Genomic DNA, 20144 nt, shown 5'->3' with positions numbered 1-20144 from the left:
GCTGTCTCAAAATAGAAATTTAAATTTCTATTTTGAGACAGCTTATTTTTTATTTAGAATGAGTTAATTATATCAATGAAACTATATGAAACTATATAAAATAATAAAAAATACATTGAAAATTAATTTAAAATAATATAAAATAAGAATATAGTAATAGTAAATAATAATAAATAAGCGGAAAGGAGAAAGAGAAATGGATGAATTAGCAATGTCTCGAAGAATTGAAAATTTAAAGAAGAAGATGTTATCCGAAAAAAGATATGCATCTATTGAACAAGCACTTATAATAACTGAAACTTATAAAGAGAATGAAGATAAGCCAGTTATTATAAAAAGAGCATTAGCATTAAAGAATTCTCTTTCAAAATTAGAAATTGGTGTTGATGATGAAGAGTTAATAGTAGGTAACCGTACTAAAGGGGTTAGATATGGTGTTGTTTTTCCAGAGAGCGGCAGTTCATGGATCGATAAAGAATTTGAAACACTACCAACTAGACCTCAAGACAAATTTAATGTGAATTTAAATGATATAGAAACATTTCGAAAAGTGATTAAACCATATTGGGATGGATACTCATTAGAGGATGTCATTAGACGGAGATATGGAAAAGAAATTGATGAAATTGCAAAAGTGGTAAAAATAAATCAAAAAGACCATGCTCAAGGACATATTTGTCCAAATTTCAGAGAGTGGCTTGCTTTAGGCCCAGAAGGAATTAAACAAAGAGCCATTGAAAAAATGAAGATTGCTACAAAAGAAAGTAAGGAATTTTATGAAAGTGTAATTATTGTTATGGAAGGTGCTCAAGAATTTATGATGAGATACCATGATTTGGTAAAGGAAAAAGCTGAGTCAATCTGCGAGGAAGAATTAGTATCAGATATGCTTCAAGTTGCAGAGATTTGTAAGAATATCTCTAGAAGGCCGGCACAAACTTTCCATGAGGCAGTGCAAGCAATTTGGTTTTTGTTTGTTATACTTCATATGGAATCAAATGCATCATCATTCTCACCAGGAAGAATGGATGAATTCTTATATCCATATTATAAAAGAGATATGCACCTTGGAAATATAGATGAGGAAAAGGCTTTAGAAATAATTGAATGTCTTTGGCTTAAGTTTAATGAAATAGTTTATTTAAGAAATTCTCATAGTGCTAAATTTTTTGCAGGATTTCCTATAGGATTTAATATTGCAATTGGTGGCCAAGATGAAAAAGGTAATGATTTTTCAAATGAATTATCGTTCTTATTCCTAAAAGCTCAAGAACATTTAGGTCTTCCACAACCTAATTTATCTGTAAGACTTCATAAAAACACATCTGAAGATTTATTAAAAGAGAGTATAAAAGTTGTAGCAAAAGGTAGTGGAATGCCACAGTTCTTTAATGATGAATCAGTAGTACCGTCTATGATAGACTTAGGAATTAAAGAGAAAGATGCAAGAGACTATGCAATTGTTGGATGCGTAGAGCTTACAACTCAAGGTAATAATCTTGGTTGGAGTGATGCGGCAATGTTTAATTTAAATAAGGTTTTAGAGCTTACGCTAAATGGTGGAAAATGTTTGATTTCAGGAGATTCATTAGCTCAAGGCCTAGGGAACCTAACTACGTACGAAAGGTATGAAGATTTAGAGGAAGCATTTGCTAAGCAAATAGATTATTTTGTTGATAAAATGATTTTAGCTTGTGAACAAGTTGAAAAAGCTCACATAGATGTTTTACCTTCGCCATTTTTATCGTCAGTTATTGATGACTGCATTGAGAAAGGAATAGATGTTACTGCAGGCGGAGCAGTATATAATCTGTCAGGAATTCAAATGATACAAGTTGCAAATTTAGCAGATAGCTTGGCTGCAATAAAACTTTTAGTATACGATGAAAAGAGAATTTCTAAAGAGGATTTGTTAAAAGCTCTTCAAAATAACTTTGAGGGATATGAAGTAATAAGGGCTATGCTATTAAATCGTGCACCTAAATACGGGAACGATATTGAATGGGTAGATGAAATTGGTGCTAAATGGGCAAGATATTTCAATGGAAAGCTTAAAGCTTATACAAACTACCGTGGAGGTAAATATCATACAGGAATGTACACAGTATCAGCCCATGTTCCTATGGGGGAAAATGTAGGGGCATCTGCAGATGGAAGACATGCAAAGGCACCTTTAGCTGATGGTGGTATGTCACCTGTATATGGAAGAGATATTGCGGGACCTACTGCTGTTTTAAAATCTGTATCAAAATTAGATAATGTATTAACTACTAATGGTGGTTTATTAAATATGAAGTTTTTACCTGAGTTTTTTAAGAATGAGGTTGGGAGAGATAAGTTTGCAAGAGTCTTAAGAACCTTTGTAGATTTAGAAATACCACATATTCAATTTAATGTTTTGCGTAAAGAAGATTTATTAGCAGCACAAAAGGATCCTGAAAATTATCGTAGTCTAACTGTACGTGTAGCGGGATATACAGCATATTTCACTGAACTTGCAGGAGAATTGCAAAACGAAATTATAGCAAGAACAAGTTATGGGGATATATAGCTTATGGAAAAAGATTATGCATCTTTAACAGGAAGGATTTTTGATATAAGGAGATTTTCAACACATGATGGTGAGGGCATAAGAACAACGATTTTTTTAAAAGGATGTCCGCTTAAATGTGTTTGGTGTCAAAATCCCGAAGGAATTTCTCCAAAGGAACATTTGATCCATTTTGAAAATAAATGTATTAATTGTAATTTATGTATTAAAAAATGCTCTAATAAATCAGTTATACGAGAAAATAATAAAATATGTGTTGTTCAAGATAAATGTACAGATGAGCAAAATAAAATTGTTACAGATATTTGTCCGACCGGTGCATTGACTATGGATTCTAAAGATTATACTTTAGATGAAGTTATAGAAATAGCACTGAAGGATAAAGCATTTTTTAAATACGGTGGTGGAGTAACTTTATCTGGTGGGGAACCATTGTACCAGAGAGAATTTGCAGTCCTATTACTTAAAAGGTTAAAAGAAGCTGGGATAAATACAGCAATTGAAACTTCCTTATTCATGCCTGCTGATTATATAGTAGAAGCACTACCTTATTTAGATACAATTTTTGCGGATTTAAAGATATTTGATGATGATAAGCATAAGGTTTTTACCGGTGTAGGTAATGAATTAATCAAAAAGAACATCAAGCTTATTTTAGAAAGCAATAAGAAAGATAGTGTGATTATAAGAACTCCATTAATACCTCAATTTACAGCAAATAAAAATAATATTTACGATATAGGTAGATACATTTCAAGTATTTACTCAAAAGTAAGGTATGAACTATTAAATTATAATCCACTTGCAAAATCAAAATATAACTTAATCAATAATTTAGAGTATTGTTTTGAGGAGAATCCTAAAATGTATACTGAGAATCAAATGGAGGTTTTTTATGATATAGCTTATTCAGCGGGGATAGAAAATTTAGTTAAGTAGTTGTTTTATATATTCATTGATTGCTGAATAAAAAGGTATAAATAAAAATGTTTTTATTCTAATATTCTAAAGTTCTAAAATTCTTAAGAATATATATTGTTTAGAATATTACAATATAAGAATATATATTCTTGAAATAAGAGTATTGTTTTATAGCGTTTATAACGCATTTACTTAATTTAAATATAGAAATTAAAAAGAGAGAGGGAGAAAAAAATGTTAATGTTAATTGATGATGCAAATTTAGAAGCTATTAAAAAAATCTATGAGTTTTATCCATGTGATGGGGTGACAACTAATCCATCTATTCTAAAAAAACAAGGTGGAAATCCTATGGAGGTATTAAAAGAAATTAGAGAATTCTTACCAGAAGGGGCACAATTACATGCTCAAGTTGTATCATTAACTGCTGAAAAAATGGTTAATGAAGCACACCACATGATTGAAGTACTTGGAAAGGACACTTATATTAAAATTCCTGTGACACCTGAAGGAATAAAAGCTATGAAATTATTAAGTAAGGAAAATGTAAATATTACAGCAACAGCTATTTATACTTCAATGCAAGCATTCATGGCGGCAAAAGCAGGAGCAAGATATACAGCACCTTATGTAAATAGGATTGATAATATGGGAGCTGATGGGGTTCAAGTTGCAAAAGATATTCATGACATGTTTAAAATGCATGGATTAAATTCGGATGTATTAGCTGCAAGCTTCAAAAATTCACAACAAGTTTTAAATTTATGCAAGTATGGAATTGGATCAGTTACAGCAGCACCAGATGTAATAGAAGGATTAATAAAACATGATGCGACTAAGAATGCAGTAGATGTATTTACAAAAGATTTCTATAGTCTAGTTGGTGAAGGAAACACAATGGAAGGTCTATAATTTGAATGGAGAACATCATTTGTTATTCTATTTAGATAATTAACAATAAAAAATACTATAAGAATAAAAGTTGCTAATGATCGTGAAATTGTGGAAAAAGGAAGTTATGAAGAATTAATAAATATAATGGCAAGTACTATGAGTTCTATGAAGATCAATATGAAATGGTCATGGATATATACAATTAAGGTAAATAATTTATTGTTCTTTTTGATAGAGACTCACACATACAAATATTTTAACATATAATGAACTAGTATCATTACATGGAGTTGAAAATGCGTGATATACGGGCTGATTTTAGCTGGAGGTAAGGGCAGTAGACTATATCCTCTATCAAGAGCCGATCAACCAAAACAATTTTTAAAGCTAATTAACGATAAAAGTTTCTTAGTTAATACTGTTGATAGGATAATACCATTAATAGACAGGGATAATATTTATGTTGTGACCAATATGGACTACAAAGAAAAGGTAAAGGATGAACTAATAGGAATTAGAGAGGAAAATATTTTTGTAGAACCTGCCAATAAGGAAACTGCAACTTGTATAGGTTTGTCTGCAGTAAGATTATTAAAACAAGATGCTAATGCAGTAATGGTTGTATTACCATCAGATCACTATATTCAAGGTGAGAAGAATTATATAGATACTTTATCGCAAGCAATAGAAATGGCGAATAGGAGAAGGTGTATTGTTACACTTGGAATTGAACCCAATAGACCTGAAACAGGATACGGATATATAGAAATGGGTGAAAGAACTACTGGAAGTATACCAACTTATAGAATTGCAAGGTTTACAGAAAAACCAAATTCAGAGGTAGCTAAAGATTTCATATTAAAAGGAACTTATTTATGGAATTCCGGGATGTTTATATTTAGAGCTGACGTTATCCTAAGAGAAATAGAAAAATATTTGCCTAAATTGCATAAATCACTGATGGAAATATATAAGAATTTAGGGGAGGAAAGCGAAGAGAATGTCATAAAAGAGCAATATGAACTTATAGACGGAATTTCTATAGACTTTGGAGTTATGCAAAGAACAAGAAAGGCCTATGTTATTAAATGTGATTTTAGTTGGGATGATATGGGAAGTTTTGGAGCTTTAAGTAGGCTGCTGAGCACTTATAGAAATAATAGTATATCTAAAAATGTTTATATTGATGATTGTGAGAATTGCTCCATATTCGGGGACAAGAATCTAATAATTGGGTTTGGAATAAAGGATCTAGTTATAGTAGATGCTGGAGATGTTATTCTTGTAATGGATAAAAATAAGGATCAGGAAATAAAACATTTATTGAATAGGCTCAACGAAAATAAAGAATATAATAAATTTCTATAGTAAGCAAGCTGTTTCAAGATATCTTAATGATACTGAAGCAGCTTATTTATCTTTGGAGAGGAACTTAAAAGCATAGACGAGTTGAATTGAATAGATTATTACATCCATAAACGCAGTTTCGCAGGTAACGAATTAGGGGGGAGTGGAACAACAATAATCTATGCTCAGTTTAATGAAGTTGTTAACTTGATGGAAGATGTCGTTGAACAGACTCATAATACAAAGCAATGTATAGATAAAATTTTAGAAGTGATATCAATATTTAAAGTTTAAAATAATGAATGAGTTTATATAACAAATGTAGATAGCTTGAATTAAGATTTTAGGAGGTTATGATTACTTAATTGGTACAATATAAAATTATTAATATATTAAGTTATTAAATGTTTTGTTCAATATTGTAATTAATATTATAGTATATAGCATAAATTATATGAATTAGCTTATAAAGAAATCCTATGGAATAGATGCTTAAGCTATATTAAACTAATATTTTTGTTAATATAACTTAATAAGTTATCAGCTTTGATATTCTTGGGTATTAGTGCATATAATACTTAGAGAAATCGGTTGATAAAGTGTTGTAAAATTAAGTTTAGAGTATTATTATAAGTATACAAAACAAATTTAATTTATGAAAAAATAACGAAACGCCTAAATGAGGAGTTTATAAAATATAAAATTTAATATTCAGAGGATGTGATCAAACCTTGATGATTAATACTCATAAAATTATGGCAGAAAATATTATAAAATATGCTAATACAAAGAGTATTTATTTAATTAATAATAAAAGATTTATATGGGGGAACGTGAAACCTGATTGTGCGCCTAAATATAAATTTAAGAAACACTACTTTAATGAAAGCATAGATATGATTATTGAAAAGATTATATATTTATCTTCACTATCATTGGAAGAAGTATATTATGATATGACAATTGGAAAGTTTAGTGAAGAACTTGGAGTAACATGTCACTTTTTATGTGACTTTTTCTGTGCACCACATTATTATAGATGGGAATTTAAGAGCACGAGTGCAGTAAAACACCATATGATGTATGAGAAAAACTTAGCTAAGGTGGCTAAGTCGTTTAATCCAACAGGAATTATAAATACACATGTAGATTCTAGTAATATAGAGGAGTTTATAATGCAGCTACAGAAGCAATATGATGGAACGATAAATTACTATAATGATTTGACTTTTTCATATTATGTTTGCGATAGTGTATTAAATATGATATTAAATAATGTGTTTATCAATGAAAATAAAGTAAGTAAAGTGATTTAATTTCTTAAGATAAAAAATATTTCAAAATAGTTGAAAAATTATTTTGAAATATTTTTTTGATTTGATAAAGAGCATAGGATTTTATAGGAGTATCATTTAATATAAACAAAAATGACAATGTTATAATAAAGGTCTTGAACACATGTTTAAGTATTGCTATTGTTATATAAGGAAGAAGCTGAAAATAAAGCGGTTTAAATTAAAAAAAGTGGTCAAAATATAAAAAAGTAAAGTTTTATAGTGATAAATTTTCTACATAGTTTTATTGTTTATTAAGATAAATTTTAAATTTATAGTTACTTTTGGATAAATAATTTGATTAAGCTTGACATAAAAATATAGAAATATGGTAGAATTATAAATTATAGCAATTAATTAAAATTTAACAATGTAAATATAATTCTTAAAATGAATTGTTAAGAAATAGACTAATTATAATTGATAGAATTCCGAATAGGGATTATATAATATAATTTTATATAAATATTATAGAGTCGAAAAATATAAAAGTATTGAAATAGGAGAAAGTAGATATGGAAAAGCATAAAAATATATCGATGGCAGTTATTAAAAGGTTGCCTAAATATCATAGATATCTTGAAGAACTTATGAAAAATGAGGTGGATAGAATTTCTTCAAAAGAATTAGGAGAAAAGATTGGCTTTACTGCATCACAAATTAGACAAGATTTAAATTGTTTTGGAGACTTTGGACAACAAGGTTATGGATATAATGTTAAGGAACTATATACCCAAATTAGCGCTATATTGGGATTAGACAGAGGTTATGAAGCTGCATTGGTCGGTGCTGGAAATATAGGGCAAGCAGTTTCGAATTATTCTAGATTTGAAAATTTAGGATTTAAAATATCAGCAATATTTGATGCAAATCCTAAATTAATAGGAATGAAAATCAGAGATGTAGAGATAATGGATATAGATGAAATGGAGTCTATATTAGAAGAACAAAAAATAGATATTGGTATAATTTGTGTTCCAAGAAAAAATGCACAAGTTGTTGCTGATGAGTTAATAAAGGGTGGAATAAGAGCAATTTGGAATTTCGCTCCTGTAGATTTGATAGTTCCAGATCATGTAAAGGTAGAAAATGTACATCTAAGTGAAAGTTTATTAACCTTAATTTACTTGTTAAATGAGAGTGAAAGTTAAAAAATCAATAATTATATGCAATATATTATTTAAAGCTTGTTCAAAAAATAACAGATTAAATATATATATTTATTTTTATAAATAGATTTAAGAAAATTTTATCCAAAAGCTTTACATGAATAAAGTTTTCTTCTCTGATTGCCATGAAAATAGATATATACCTTTGATCAGTTATTTTTTTCATATACTTAAAAACTTATATTAATAACGCAATATTTTATTGCAAATAATCTAGGAACGTATTATAATTTTAATTGAGGCATAACAGTCTTAATATTTTTTTAAGCTAATTTGTTATATTATTAACAATTAAGTTTAAAAATATCAAAAATAGTGTGAAAATTAAAAAAATAAATAAGCAAGTTTGAAGGAGGTCCTTAGAATGGAATTAAAAAATGTTATTCTTGAAAAAGAAGGGCATTTAGCTATTGTTACAATCAATAGACCAAAGGCATTAAATGCATTAAATTCAGAAACATTAAAAGATTTAAATGTTGTTTTAGATGATTTAGAATCAGATAACAATGTGTATGCAGTTATAGTTACTGGTGCTGGTGAGAAATCTTTTGTTGCTGGAGCAGATATTTCAGAAATGAAAGATCTTAATGAAGAACAAGGTAAAGAATTTGGTATTTTGGGGAATAATGTCTTCAGAAGATTAGAAAAATTGGATAAGCCAGTTATCGCAGCTGTATCAGGATTTGCTCTTGGTGGTGGATGTGAACTTGCTATGTCATGTGACATAAGAATAGCTTCAGTTAAAGCTAAATTTGGTCAACCAGAAGCGGGACTTGGAATAACTCCAGGATTTGGTGGAACTCAAAGATTAGCTAGAATTGTAGGACCAGGAAAAGCTAAAGAACTAATATATACTTGCGACATAATAAATGCTGAAGAAGCTTACAGAATAGGTTTAGTAAATAAAATCGTTGCATTAGAAAGCTTAATGGATGAAGCAAAGGCTATGGCAAATAAAATTGCTGCTAATGCTCCAAAAGCAGTTGCATATTGCAAAGACGCTATAGATAGAGGGATGCAAGTTGATATAGATGCAGCTATATTAATAGAAGCAGAAGACTTCGGAAAGTGTTTTGCAACAGAAGATCAAACAGAAGGAATGACTGCATTCTTAGAAAGAAGAGCAGAAAAGAATTTTCAAAATAAATAATTTTTTTAATAATTAGTTAAAAATCTATTAGAGATTTATATATAGTTTGTATCAAATAGGTTTAATTAACAAGGAGGGTAATTTAATGAATTTCCAATTAACTAGAGAACAACAATTAGTACAACAAATGGTTAGAGAATTCGCAGTAAATGAAGTTAAACCAATAGCTGCTGATATCGACGAAACAGAAAGATTCCCTATGGAAAACGTTGAAAAAATGGCTAAGCTTAAGATGATGGGTATCCCATTTTCAAAAGAATTTGGTGGAGCAGGTGGAGATGTTCTTTCATATATAATCGCTGTGGAAGAATTATCAAAAGTTTGTGGTACTACAGGAGTTATTCTTTCAGCGCATACATCATTATGTGCATCAGTAATTAATGAAAATGGAACTAACGAACAAAGAGCAAAATATTTGCCAGATCTTTGTAGTGGTAAGAAAATCGGTGCTTTCGGATTAACAGAACCAGGTGCTGGTACAGATGCTGCAGGACAACAAACAACTGCTGTATTAGAAGGCGACCATTATGTATTAAATGGTTCAAAAATCTTCATAACAAATGGTGGAGTTGCTGAAACTTTCATAATATTTGCTATGACAGATAAGAGTCAAGGAACAAAAGGAATTTCTGCATTCATAGTAGAAAAGTCATTCCCAGGATTCTCAATAGGAAAATTAGAAAATAAGATGGGAATCAGAGCATCTTCAACTACTGAGTTAGTTATGGAAAACTGTATAGTACCAAAAGAAAACCTACTTAGCAAAGAAGGTAAGGGATTTGGTATAGCAATGAAGACTCTTGATGGAGGAAGAATTGGTATAGCTGCTCAAGCTTTAGGTATTGCAGAAGGAGCTTTTGAAGAAGCTGTTAACTATATGAAAGAAAGAAAACAGTTTAATAAACCATTATCAGCATTCCAAGGATTACAATGGTATATTGCAGAAATGGACGTTAAAATCCAAGCTGCTAAATACTTAGTATACCTAGCTGCAACAAAGAAGCAAGCTGGTGAGCCTTACTCAGTAGATGCTGCAAGAGCTAAATTATTTGCTGCAGATGTTGCAATGGAAGTTACAACTAAGGCAGTTCAAATCTTTGGTGGATATGGTTACACTAAAGAATACCCAGTAGAAAGAATGATGAGAGATGCTAAAATATGCGAAATCTACGAAGGAACTTCAGAAGTTCAAAAGATGGTTATCGCAGGAAGCATTTTAAGATAGGAGGACTTTTAGAATGAATATAGTAGTTTGTGTAAAACAAGTTCCAGATACTACAGCTGTAAAAATTGATCCTAAAACTGGTACATTAATAAGAGATGGTGTTCCATCAATAATGAACCCAGAAGATAAGCATGCTTTAGAAGGTGCATTACAATTAAAAGAAAAAGTTGGAGGAAAAATTACTGTTATAAGTATGGGACTTCCAATGGCTAAAGCGGTTTTAAGAGAAGCATTATGTATGGGAGCTGATGAAGCTGTCCTATTAACAGATAGAGCACTTGGAGGAGCTGATACATTAGCAACTTCAAAGGCACTTGCAGGAGTAATAGCTAAATTAGATTATGATTTAGTATTTGCTGGAAGACAAGCAATTGATGGAGATACTGCACAAGTAGGACCAGAAATAGCAGAACATTTAAATATTCCTCAAGTAACTTACGTTCAAGACGTTAAAGTTGAAGGAAATACATTAATAGTAAATAGAGCATTAGAGGATGGACATCAAGTAGTAGAAGTTAAAACTCCATGTCTATTAACTGCAATCGAAGAATTAAATGAAACTAGATATATGAATGTTGTAGATATATTCGAAACTTCAGATGATGAAATCAAAGTTATGAGCGCAGCTGATATAGATGTAGATGTAGCTGAATTAGGGCTTAAAGGCTCACCTACAAAGGTTAAGAAGTCAATGACTAAGGAAGTTAAAGGTGCAGGAGAAATCGTAAGAGAAGCACCTAAAAATGCAGCATACTATGTTGTAGGAAAATTAAAAGAAAAACACTACATCTAAGATAATAGGAGGGTAATTTATTATGAATATAGCAGATTACAAAGGCGTTTGGGTCTTTGCTGAACAAAGAGAAGGCGAATTACAAAAAGTATCTTTAGAACTACTTGGTGAAGGTAGAAGAATTGCTGATGAACTAGGAGTAAATCTTACGGCTTTATTATTAGGTAGCAACATAGAAGGATTAGCAAAAACTTTAGCAGAGCACGGTGCAGATGAAGTTTTAGTTGCTGATGATAAAAACTTAGAACACTATACAACTGATGCTTACACAAAAGTTATTTGTGATTTAGCAAATGAAAGAAAACCAGGAATATTATTTGTCGGAGCTACTTTCATCGGAAGAGATTTAGGTCCAAGAATAGCTGCTAGATTATCAACAGGATTAACAGCAGACTGTACATCAATTGACGTTGATGTTACAAATGGCGATCTTTTAGCTACAAGACCAGCATTTGGTGGTAACTTAATGGCTACAATTGCTTGTCCAGAACATAGACCACAAATGGCAACAGTAAGACCAGGAGTATTTGCAAAGATTACAACTGATCCATCTAAATGTAAAATTGAAAAAGTTGATGTTAAATTAGCAGATAGCGATGTTAGAACCAAAGTTTTAGAAACTATAAAAGCTAAGAAAGATATCGTTGATATAGCTGAAGCAGATTTCATCGTATCAGGTGGTAGAGGAGTTGGAAATAAAGAAAACTTCCAATTACTTAAAGAATTGGCAGAAGCTTTAGGCGGAACTGTAGCTGGATCAAGAGCAGCTGTAGAAAAAGGATGGATCGATGGAGCATACCAAGTTGGGCAAACTGGTAAGACTGTTAGACCTCAAATATATATAGCTTGTGGTATTTCCGGAGCTATCCAACACGTTGCTGGTATGCAAGATTCAGATCTTATAATTGCTGTTAATAAAGACGATTCAGCTCCAATAATGAAAATTGCTGATTATGCAATAGTTGGAGATATTACTAAAGTAGTACCAGAATTAATAGCTCAAGTTAAGGAAATAAAGAGCGCTGAATAATTATTTGATTAATTTAGACATATTTTTGTTATACTATAATTTTGAAAGTTAATAATATAACATAAAAGACAATTGATTAACAATATAATCAGAGAATTAACAATTTAGATAATTATAAAACTAATCCTTAGTTAAAGTGTATATTTTAGCTAAGGATATCTATAATGAAGAGATTTTGAGGAGGAATAATTCATGAAAAAGATTTTTGTACTTGGAGCAGGAACTATGGGTGCTGGTATCGTTCAAGCATTCGCTCAAAAAGGTTGTGAAGTAATCGTAAGAGATATAAAAGAAGAATTTGTTGACAGAGGAATAGCTGGAATCACTAAAGGATTAGAAAAGCAAGTTGCTAAAGGAAAAATGACTGAAGAAGATAAAGAAGCTATACTTTCAAGAATTTCAGGAACAACTGATATGAAATTAGCTGCTGACTGCGATTTAGTAGTTGAAGCTGCAATCGAAAACATGAAAATTAAAAAGGAAATCTTTGCAGAATTAGATGGAATTTGTAAGCCAGAAGCAATTTTAGCTTCAAACACTTCATCTTTATCAATTACTGAAGTTGCTTCAGCTACAAAGAGACCTGATAAAGTTATCGGAATGCATTTCTTTAATCCAGCTCCAGTAATGAAGCTTGTTGAAATTATTAAAGGAATAGCTACTTCTCAAGAAACTTTTGATGCTGTTAAGGAATTGTCAGTTGCTATTGGAAAAGAACCAGTAGAAGTTGCAGAAGCTCCAGGATTCGTTGTAAACAGAATTTTAATTCCAATGATTAACGAAGCTTCATTCATCCTACAAGAAGGAATAGCTTCAGTTGAAGATATTGATACAGCTATGAAATATGGTGCTAATCACCCAATGGGACCTTTAGCTTTAGGAGATCTTATTGGATTAGATGTTTGCTTAGCTATTATGGATGTTTTATTCACTGAAACAGGTGACAACAAGTACAGAGCTAGTAGCATATTGAGAAAATATGTTAGAGCTGGATGGCTTGGAAGAAAATCAGGAAAAGGATTCTATGATTATTCTAAATAATATCATAAATACATGAGAAGACTCAAGCTTATGCTTGAGTCTTTCTTTTTGGTGCGCCAAGCATGGGCACGCACTAGTCAGTAAAAATCCGTAATAAGTGTTGATAGTACTAAATATTAGCATTTAACTTTTCAAAAAGCAGAGTAAAAATAAAAATCTATGAAAAGGCTATAAGAAGATTCAAGTAAAAGAATATTGTAAAGTTCAACAAAATATTTTATTAATAGTAAGTAAGTGATATAATATATTAAATAATAACTATTTTCTTGAAATTTGCTTCTATATTTAATTTACATATTGAGTGTTTAAAGAAAAAATGTAACTAAAGGTTATATATGGATATTATATACGCTAAAGTAGTCAATATCAATCTTGGTATAGATTTAGGAGAAGAATTTAGCGTGAAATATATTAATTGAAGAAGAATATATGAATGAAATAAGTGTAAACTAAAGTTGATAAAGTATTATGTTTATTAATCATTTTACTAAAAAGGTAAAAATATAATTTGAATATAAATGTTCTAGGCGTTTAGTTAGTTGAGTTTTATATTAAGCTATCAGGTGATATAAACTAAATAATTTTATGAGGAATGAATTACATATTATACAGATGTAAAAAGTATTTTAGCTTTATATTTTTGGCTAAGTAGATTTGGATTTTATACTGCAAGGGAGAAGGAGAATGAAATGGATTATAAGTCTGTAGAGTTTTATGATAATTATTTAAGAATAAAGGAAGTAAGTAACTTTAAATTAAAACATATATTTGAGTGTGGACAAATTTTTAGATTTGAAGAGATAGCAGAAAATAATTTTATTGTAATTGCTTTTGGAAAATTGATTGAAATTAAAGAAGATGGAAATGACGTAATAATTTATAATTCTACTAAGGAAGATTTTCAAAATATTTGGCTTAAATACTTTGATCTAGATAGGGATTACTCGATTATAAAAGATGAGCTTTCAAAAGATGTTTTACTTAAACAAAGTATTGAATTTGGATATGGTGTTAGAGTTCTGAATCAGGATCCGTTTGAAATGTTGCTTAGTTTTATTATTTCAGCGAGAAATAATATACCATCAATAAAAAAGACTGTAAATAAGATATCTAATAAATGGGGAAAAGAAATTACTTATAAGAATAAAATTTATTATGCGTTTCCCAATATAGATGAAATAAAAGATGCTACATTAGAAGAAATACAGGAGACAGGAGCATCTTTTAGAAGTAAATATATTTTCGATACAATAAAAAATGTATTTACTTCTAAAATGGAAAATGAGAACTTGAGAACAAATGATACAAATGAATATATAAAGTATGATTTGGATTATATTAAAAATTTGGATGATGATGAATGTCATAATGCACTTCAAGAATTTAAAGGTGTTGGTTCGAAGGTGGCTGACTGTATAATGTTATTTTCAATGGAAAAGACTTCAGCGTTCCCAGTGGATGTATGGGTTAAACGTGCGATGATTCATTTTTATGGGGCAGAAGATGCTTCTTTGAATAAGATTAGAATTTTTGGAAGGAATAAGTTTGGCAAGTTAGCAGGTTTTGCACAGCAATATTTATTTTATTATGCAAGAGAAAACAAGATAAATGTATAGAGAAAATTAAAAAGTTTGATATAGAATAAATAATCTAGGATTTTATTTTCTAGATTTTTTATTTCGTCAAAAATACCAAATAATACGTTCTATAATGTTAATAATTTATCATTAATATATTGATGGGAATATTATATAAATCCATTGATATGACTCAAATAATAGTAAATAGATAGGTTAAAAGATGAACATAAATATAAGAAAAATCTCTAATTAAAATAATTGAGAAATTCCATTATATACATATGAAAATAGCGCATATATTAAGAAAATTTAGAAAATTTAAATTATATAATACTTGTTATATTTTTAACAAGAGTGTGCTATAATTATTTTGTATTGTAAATGTAAGATAAAATTATTCATGGGAGAGTGTGTGTAATGTTTCAATTTGAGAATCAACTTTTAGCTTTAAAGCATGAGGTTCTTACTAGAGTTGCTGTATTAGCGAAAGAAAATAAGATTAGTAAAGAGGAAATAGAAAAGATTCCTTATGCTATGATTGTGGGAGAAGAACCTAGATATAGAGATTCAGTTGAACGAGAAAGAAATGTAGTATTAGAAAGAGCAAAACTTGCATCAGGATTTAAACCAACAGGCAAACATGGACAAGATTTAATTAACATAGAAGAAGAAAAACAAATATTATATGTTATAAAAGAAGCATGTGATAGATGTCCAACAAAGAAATTCCAAGTTACTGATTCTTGTAGAAATTGTATAGCGCATAAATGCCAAAGCGCATGTAACTTTGGAGCGATTACGTATGTTGAAGGAAGAGCATATATTGAGCCAGATAAATGTAAAGAATGCGGAATGTGTAAAAAGGCATGTCCTTATGATGCGGTTGCAGAAGATATGAGACCTTGCAAGAAATCATGTCCAACAGGTGCACTAAGCTATAATGCAGAAGATTTAAGTGCTGAAATTACAGAGAGTAAATGTGTAAACTGTGGCGCATGTATGTCAGCATGTCCGTTTGGAGCCATAGAAGATAAAAGTTCATTAGTTAAGGTTATTAATAGATTAATGGATAAAGAAGAAAAAATTTATGCGGTAGTTGCACCAGCAATAACAGGACAATTTGGCTCTAAAACAACTTATGGACAAGTTAAGAATGCAATTAAGGCATTAGGCTTTACAGATATGTTAGAAGCTGCATGTGGAGCAGATGCAGTTACTGTACATGAAAGCAATGAATTTGTAGAGAGAATGGAAAATGGGGATAGCTACATGACAAATTCGTGTTGTCCAGGATTCCTAAGTTATATTGAAAAAATGATGCCAGATCAAGCTGATAAAATTTCAGGAACAGTTTCACCTATGGTAGCAACAGGTAGATATATTAAGTCAAAAGATAAAGATGCAAAGGTGGTATTTATAGGGCCTTGTACAGCTAAGAAAAGTGAAGTGCTAATAGAATCAATAAAAGATGCTATAGATTATGCATTAACTTTTGAAGAATTAGTAGCTATATTTGATGCATTCGAAGTGGATCCTACAACTTGTGAAGATATAGTAGTTGATGGAGCTTCAATATTTGGTAGAAACTTTGCTGTAGGTGGTGGATTAACTGCTGCTATAGAAAACTATGTACAAGAAAAAGGGGTTAACATTGACTTTAAGCCAGTGAAGATTTCAGGCGGAGCAGAAATTAAAAAGACTATGACAATGGCTAAGGTTGGAAAATTACCGGGGAACTTTATTGAAGGTATGATGTGTGAGGGTGGTTGCATAAATGGAGCAGCTAAAATTGTATCGCCTATGAAGGCTAAAGCGCCATTTACAAAAACGAATCAACAAACAAGCACTAAGAGCGTATTAGCTAATGCAACATTAGGAGAATACCATGAAATAAACTTAGAAAGATAATATAAATCCTTCTTTTGAAATATATTTTAGTGAGTAAAACTCTAACCAATAATATTTTTATTTGGTTAGAGTTTTTTTATTATTTTAAAAATTCACAATATTAATAATAATATTGAGAAAATTTAAGTAAACACGATATATTTTAAGATAAGAAGTAATATTCGCTGAAAAATGGGATATAATATTAGAAGTAATGTTTGAATTATATGGATATAAAGGATATTATAATTATGTTAGCACTCGACAATGATGAGTGCTAACAGAAATTAAACTGAAATGATAATATATATTTTAAGGAGGGTTTTTTCATGAACATTAAACCACTTGGTGAAAGAGTAGTAATTAAAAAATTAGAGGCAGAAGAAAAGACTAAGAGTGGAATAGTCTTAACTGGTACTGCAAAGGAAAGACCACAAGAAGCAGAAGTGGTTGCAGTAGGACCTGGAGCTGTTGTAGACGGAAATAGAGTGGCTATGGAAGTTAAAGTTGGAGATAGAGTATTATATTCAAAATATGCTGGAACAGAAGTAAAGGTAGATGGTGAAGAATATACTATATTAAAGCAAGATGATATTCTAGCAATAGTTGAATAGTTAAATTGTTCATAACTAAATATTTAAATATAAAAAAGAATTCAATTAGTAAAGATAATAAATAACATATATAAGGAGCGTGTTTATATAAATGGCTAAGATGTTAAAATTCGGAGAAGATGCAAGAAGATCTATGCAAATAGGTGTAGATAAATTAGCAGATACAGTTAAAGTAACTTTAGGACCTAAAGGAAGAAATGTTGTTTTAGATAAAAAATTTGGTGCGCCATTAATTACAAATGATGGTGTTTCAATTGCAAGAGAAATAGAATTAGAAGATCCATATGAAAACATGGGTGCTCAATTGGTTAAAGAAGTTGCAACAAAGACTAATGATGTAGCAGGAGATGGAACTACAACTGCAACACTACTTGCTCAAGCAATAATTAGAGAAGGTCTAAAGAATGTTACGGCTGGAGCTAATCCAATTCTAATCAGAACAGGTATTAAAATGGCTGTAGATAAAGCTGTTGAGGAAATAAAAAAGATTTCTAAACAAGTAGAGGGAAAAGAAGATATAGCTAGAGTTGCTGCAATTTCAGCTTCTGATGAAGAAGTTGGTAAATTAATAGCAGATGCTATGGAAAAGGTAGGAAACGAAGGCGTTATAACTATCGAAGAATCTAAATCAATGGGAACAGAATTAGATGTTGTAGAAGGTATGCAATTTGATAGAGGATATGTATCACCTTACATGGCTACAGATACTGAAAAGATGGAAGCTGTCTTAGAAAATCCATATATATTAATAACTGATAAGAAAATTTCTAGTATACAAGAAATATTACCAATACTTGAGCAAATAGTTCAATCTGGTAAGAAGTTATTAATCATTGCTGAAGACATTGAAGGAGAAGCAATGGCTACATTAGTAGTTAATAAATTAAGAGGAACATTTACTTGTGTAGCTGTTAAGGCACCAGGATTTGGAGATAGAAGAAAAGAAATGTTACAAGATATTGCAACATTAACTGGTGGAACAGTTATAGCTGAAGAATTAGGCAGAGAATTAAAAGAAGTTACTATTGACATGTTAGGTACAGCTGATAGCGTTAAAGTAAATAAAGAAAATACTGTTATAGTTAATGGTAAAGGTGATTCTAATTCAATAAAGGAAAGAATCAATCAAATTAAAGCTCAAATAGAAGAAACTTCTTCAGAATTTGATAAAGAAAAATTACAAGAAAGATTAGCTAAGTTAGCTGGAGGCGTTGCAGTAATTAAAGTTGGTGCAGCAACTGAAACTGAATTGAAAGAAAAGAAACTTAGAATAGAAGACGCATTGGCTGCAACAAAAGCTGCTGTTGAAGAAGGAATAGTAGCTGGTGGTGGAACTGCTTATGTTAATGTTATTAAAGAAGTTGCTAAATTAACTTCAGATGTTGTTGATACACAAGTTGGTATCAATATAATAGTTAAAGCTTTAGAAGAACCAGTAAGGCAAATAGCTACTAATGCTGGAGTAGAAGGTTCAGTAATAATTGAAAAAGTTAAGAAAAGTGAAGCAGGAATAGGATATGATGCATTACATGGAGAATACATCAATATGATTAAGGGTGGAATTGTTGATCCAACTAAGGTTACTAGATCAGCTCTTCAAAATGCAGCGTCAGTAGCATCAACATTCTTAACAACAGAAGCAGCTGTTGCTGATATTCCAGCAAAGGAAACACCAATGCCAGGTGCTCCAGGAATGGGAATGGACGGAATGTACTAAAATATATAAGTTAAAAAATATAAAAATAATAAATAGAGAAAGTACTTATAAGTACTTTCTCTATTTTTACTTTCAAATATTAAAAGTAAAGTATCTAATAGCCATTATATTATCTATATACTTTGAGTTGAAGGCGTCATATATTAAGCTTATTGAACTAATTAAGCTAATAGTATTACAAGTTTATTATCAAAGCTTATATATTAAAGGCGAATATTATAAATCATTATGAAAAATTTTCCATTAAGTGTATAAAAAGTTGCTGATTAGAGATAATTTAAATAAAAAGGCTAATAGGAGATGGATAATATATAATGATTTTTTCATATATTAAATGTAAATTTAGGTTCAAATATATTATGTCAAAAAAAAGCTTATGCAAGAAAAGAAAGAGGGAAGCTTTTACACTAATTGAAATGATTGCAGTCATTGCAATTATTGGGATTTTAGCTGTTGCTATTTTACCTAAAGTAAATGGCTATATAAATGAAGCAAAAAAAGTTAAAGTGGTAGATCAATCCAGAAAAATCATAATGGCCGTTGAATCATATAACTTAAAAAGTGATTCCCCTTTGAGTGAAAATACGATTGTAAGTTCGGCTGTAAACAATAAAGGAATTAGCAAATACTTAGATGGTGTTGAGTTAAGTAATTTAAATACTAGCAGCACAAGTCTAAAAAATTGCTATGATATAGTAAATGGGGCGGAATTTGATTTCCTAGAAGACACAGATGTTTTAAATCCGCTTACAATTAGTAAGGGATCTAGTAAAGATGATGTAAAAAAATAGAAAAGATATCGATAACAATAAATTTAACTTACATTATTGAAGTAAATTTGCAATTTTAGCTTCAAATTTATTGACTTTAGATTGTACATACATTATAATA

At 30.2% G+C, this 20144-nt stretch carries 16 protein-coding genes; all 16 read left to right on the top strand.

Going from position 1 to position 20144, the window contains the following annotated elements; translation table 11 throughout:
* Positions 1-196: 196 nt before the first annotated feature.
* On the top strand, positions 197-2551 hold the full coding sequence (locus T483_RS0109070; RefSeq protein WP_026886579.1) for a glycyl radical protein: 2355 nt from the start codon (positions 197-199) through the stop codon (positions 2549-2551).
* Positions 2552-2554: 3 nt separating this feature from the next.
* Positions 2555-3490: a glycyl-radical enzyme activating protein gene (locus T483_RS0109065; RefSeq protein ID WP_026886578.1), complete on the top strand. Its 936-nt coding sequence runs from the start codon at positions 2555-2557 to the stop codon at positions 3488-3490.
* A gap of 216 nt (positions 3491-3706) precedes the next feature.
* Positions 3707-4384, top strand: a complete 678-nt coding sequence (locus T483_RS0109060; RefSeq protein WP_026886577.1) for a transaldolase family protein — start codon at positions 3707-3709, stop codon at positions 4382-4384.
* A gap of 282 nt (positions 4385-4666) precedes the next feature.
* Complete coding sequence (locus tag T483_RS0109055) at positions 4667-5734, top strand: mannose-1-phosphate guanylyltransferase (protein WP_026886576.1); 1068 nt, start codon at positions 4667-4669, stop codon at positions 5732-5734.
* A gap of 713 nt (positions 5735-6447) precedes the next feature.
* Positions 6448-7029: a zinc dependent phospholipase C family protein gene (locus T483_RS0109050; RefSeq protein WP_026886575.1), complete on the top strand. Its 582-nt coding sequence runs from the start codon at positions 6448-6450 to the stop codon at positions 7027-7029.
* 533 nt (positions 7030-7562) lie between these two features.
* Complete coding sequence (locus T483_RS0109045) at positions 7563-8198, top strand: redox-sensing transcriptional repressor Rex (RefSeq protein ID WP_026886574.1); 636 nt, start codon at positions 7563-7565, stop codon at positions 8196-8198.
* 382 nt (positions 8199-8580) lie between these two features.
* A complete protein-coding gene (locus tag T483_RS0109040) occupies positions 8581-9366 on the top strand; it encodes a short-chain-enoyl-CoA hydratase (protein ID WP_026886573.1) in 786 nt (261 codons plus the stop codon).
* A gap of 85 nt (positions 9367-9451) precedes the next feature.
* The gene (locus T483_RS0109035; RefSeq protein ID WP_026886572.1) at positions 9452-10591 is read left to right on the top strand and encodes an acyl-CoA dehydrogenase; all 1140 of its coding nucleotides are present in this window, start codon (positions 9452-9454) and stop codon (positions 10589-10591) included.
* Between the two features lie 13 nt (positions 10592-10604).
* Positions 10605-11384, top strand: coding sequence for an electron transfer flavoprotein subunit beta/FixA family protein (locus T483_RS0109030; protein ID WP_026886571.1), 780 nt, complete (start codon positions 10605-10607; stop codon positions 11382-11384).
* A 22-nt stretch (positions 11385-11406) separates the two neighbouring features.
* Positions 11407-12414, top strand: coding sequence for an electron transfer flavoprotein subunit alpha/FixB family protein (locus T483_RS0109025; RefSeq protein ID WP_026886570.1), 1008 nt, complete (start codon positions 11407-11409; stop codon positions 12412-12414).
* 192 nt (positions 12415-12606) lie between these two features.
* The gene (locus tag T483_RS0109020; RefSeq protein ID WP_026886569.1) at positions 12607-13455 is read left to right on the top strand and encodes a 3-hydroxybutyryl-CoA dehydrogenase; all 849 of its coding nucleotides are present in this window, start codon (positions 12607-12609) and stop codon (positions 13453-13455) included.
* Positions 13456-14144: 689 nt separating this feature from the next.
* Positions 14145-15071, top strand: a complete 927-nt coding sequence (locus T483_RS0109015) for a DNA-3-methyladenine glycosylase family protein (RefSeq protein ID WP_026886568.1) — start codon at positions 14145-14147, stop codon at positions 15069-15071.
* A gap of 381 nt (positions 15072-15452) precedes the next feature.
* Positions 15453-16943 (top strand): 4Fe-4S dicluster domain-containing protein, encoded by a 1491-nt coding sequence (locus T483_RS0109010; protein ID WP_026886567.1) that lies wholly within the window; start codon positions 15453-15455, stop codon positions 16941-16943.
* 308 nt (positions 16944-17251) lie between these two features.
* Complete coding sequence (gene groES / locus T483_RS0109005) at positions 17252-17536, top strand: co-chaperone GroES (protein ID WP_026886566.1); 285 nt, start codon at positions 17252-17254, stop codon at positions 17534-17536.
* Between the two features lie 91 nt (positions 17537-17627).
* Entirely contained in the window at positions 17628-19253 is a 1626-nt protein-coding gene (gene groL, locus T483_RS0109000) for a chaperonin GroEL (RefSeq protein ID WP_026886565.1), read from the top strand.
* 359 nt (positions 19254-19612) lie between these two features.
* Positions 19613-20044, top strand: a complete 432-nt coding sequence (locus T483_RS0108995; RefSeq protein ID WP_026886564.1) for a type II secretion system protein — start codon at positions 19613-19615, stop codon at positions 20042-20044.
* Positions 20045-20144: the final 100 nt, after the last annotated feature.

The sequence above is a fragment of the Clostridium beijerinckii HUN142 genome (assembly GCF_000621745.1).
Lineage (GTDB): Bacteria > Bacillota > Clostridia > Clostridiales > Clostridiaceae > Clostridium > Clostridium beijerinckii_A.
This window is presented reverse-complemented; position numbering and strand designations above follow the sequence as displayed.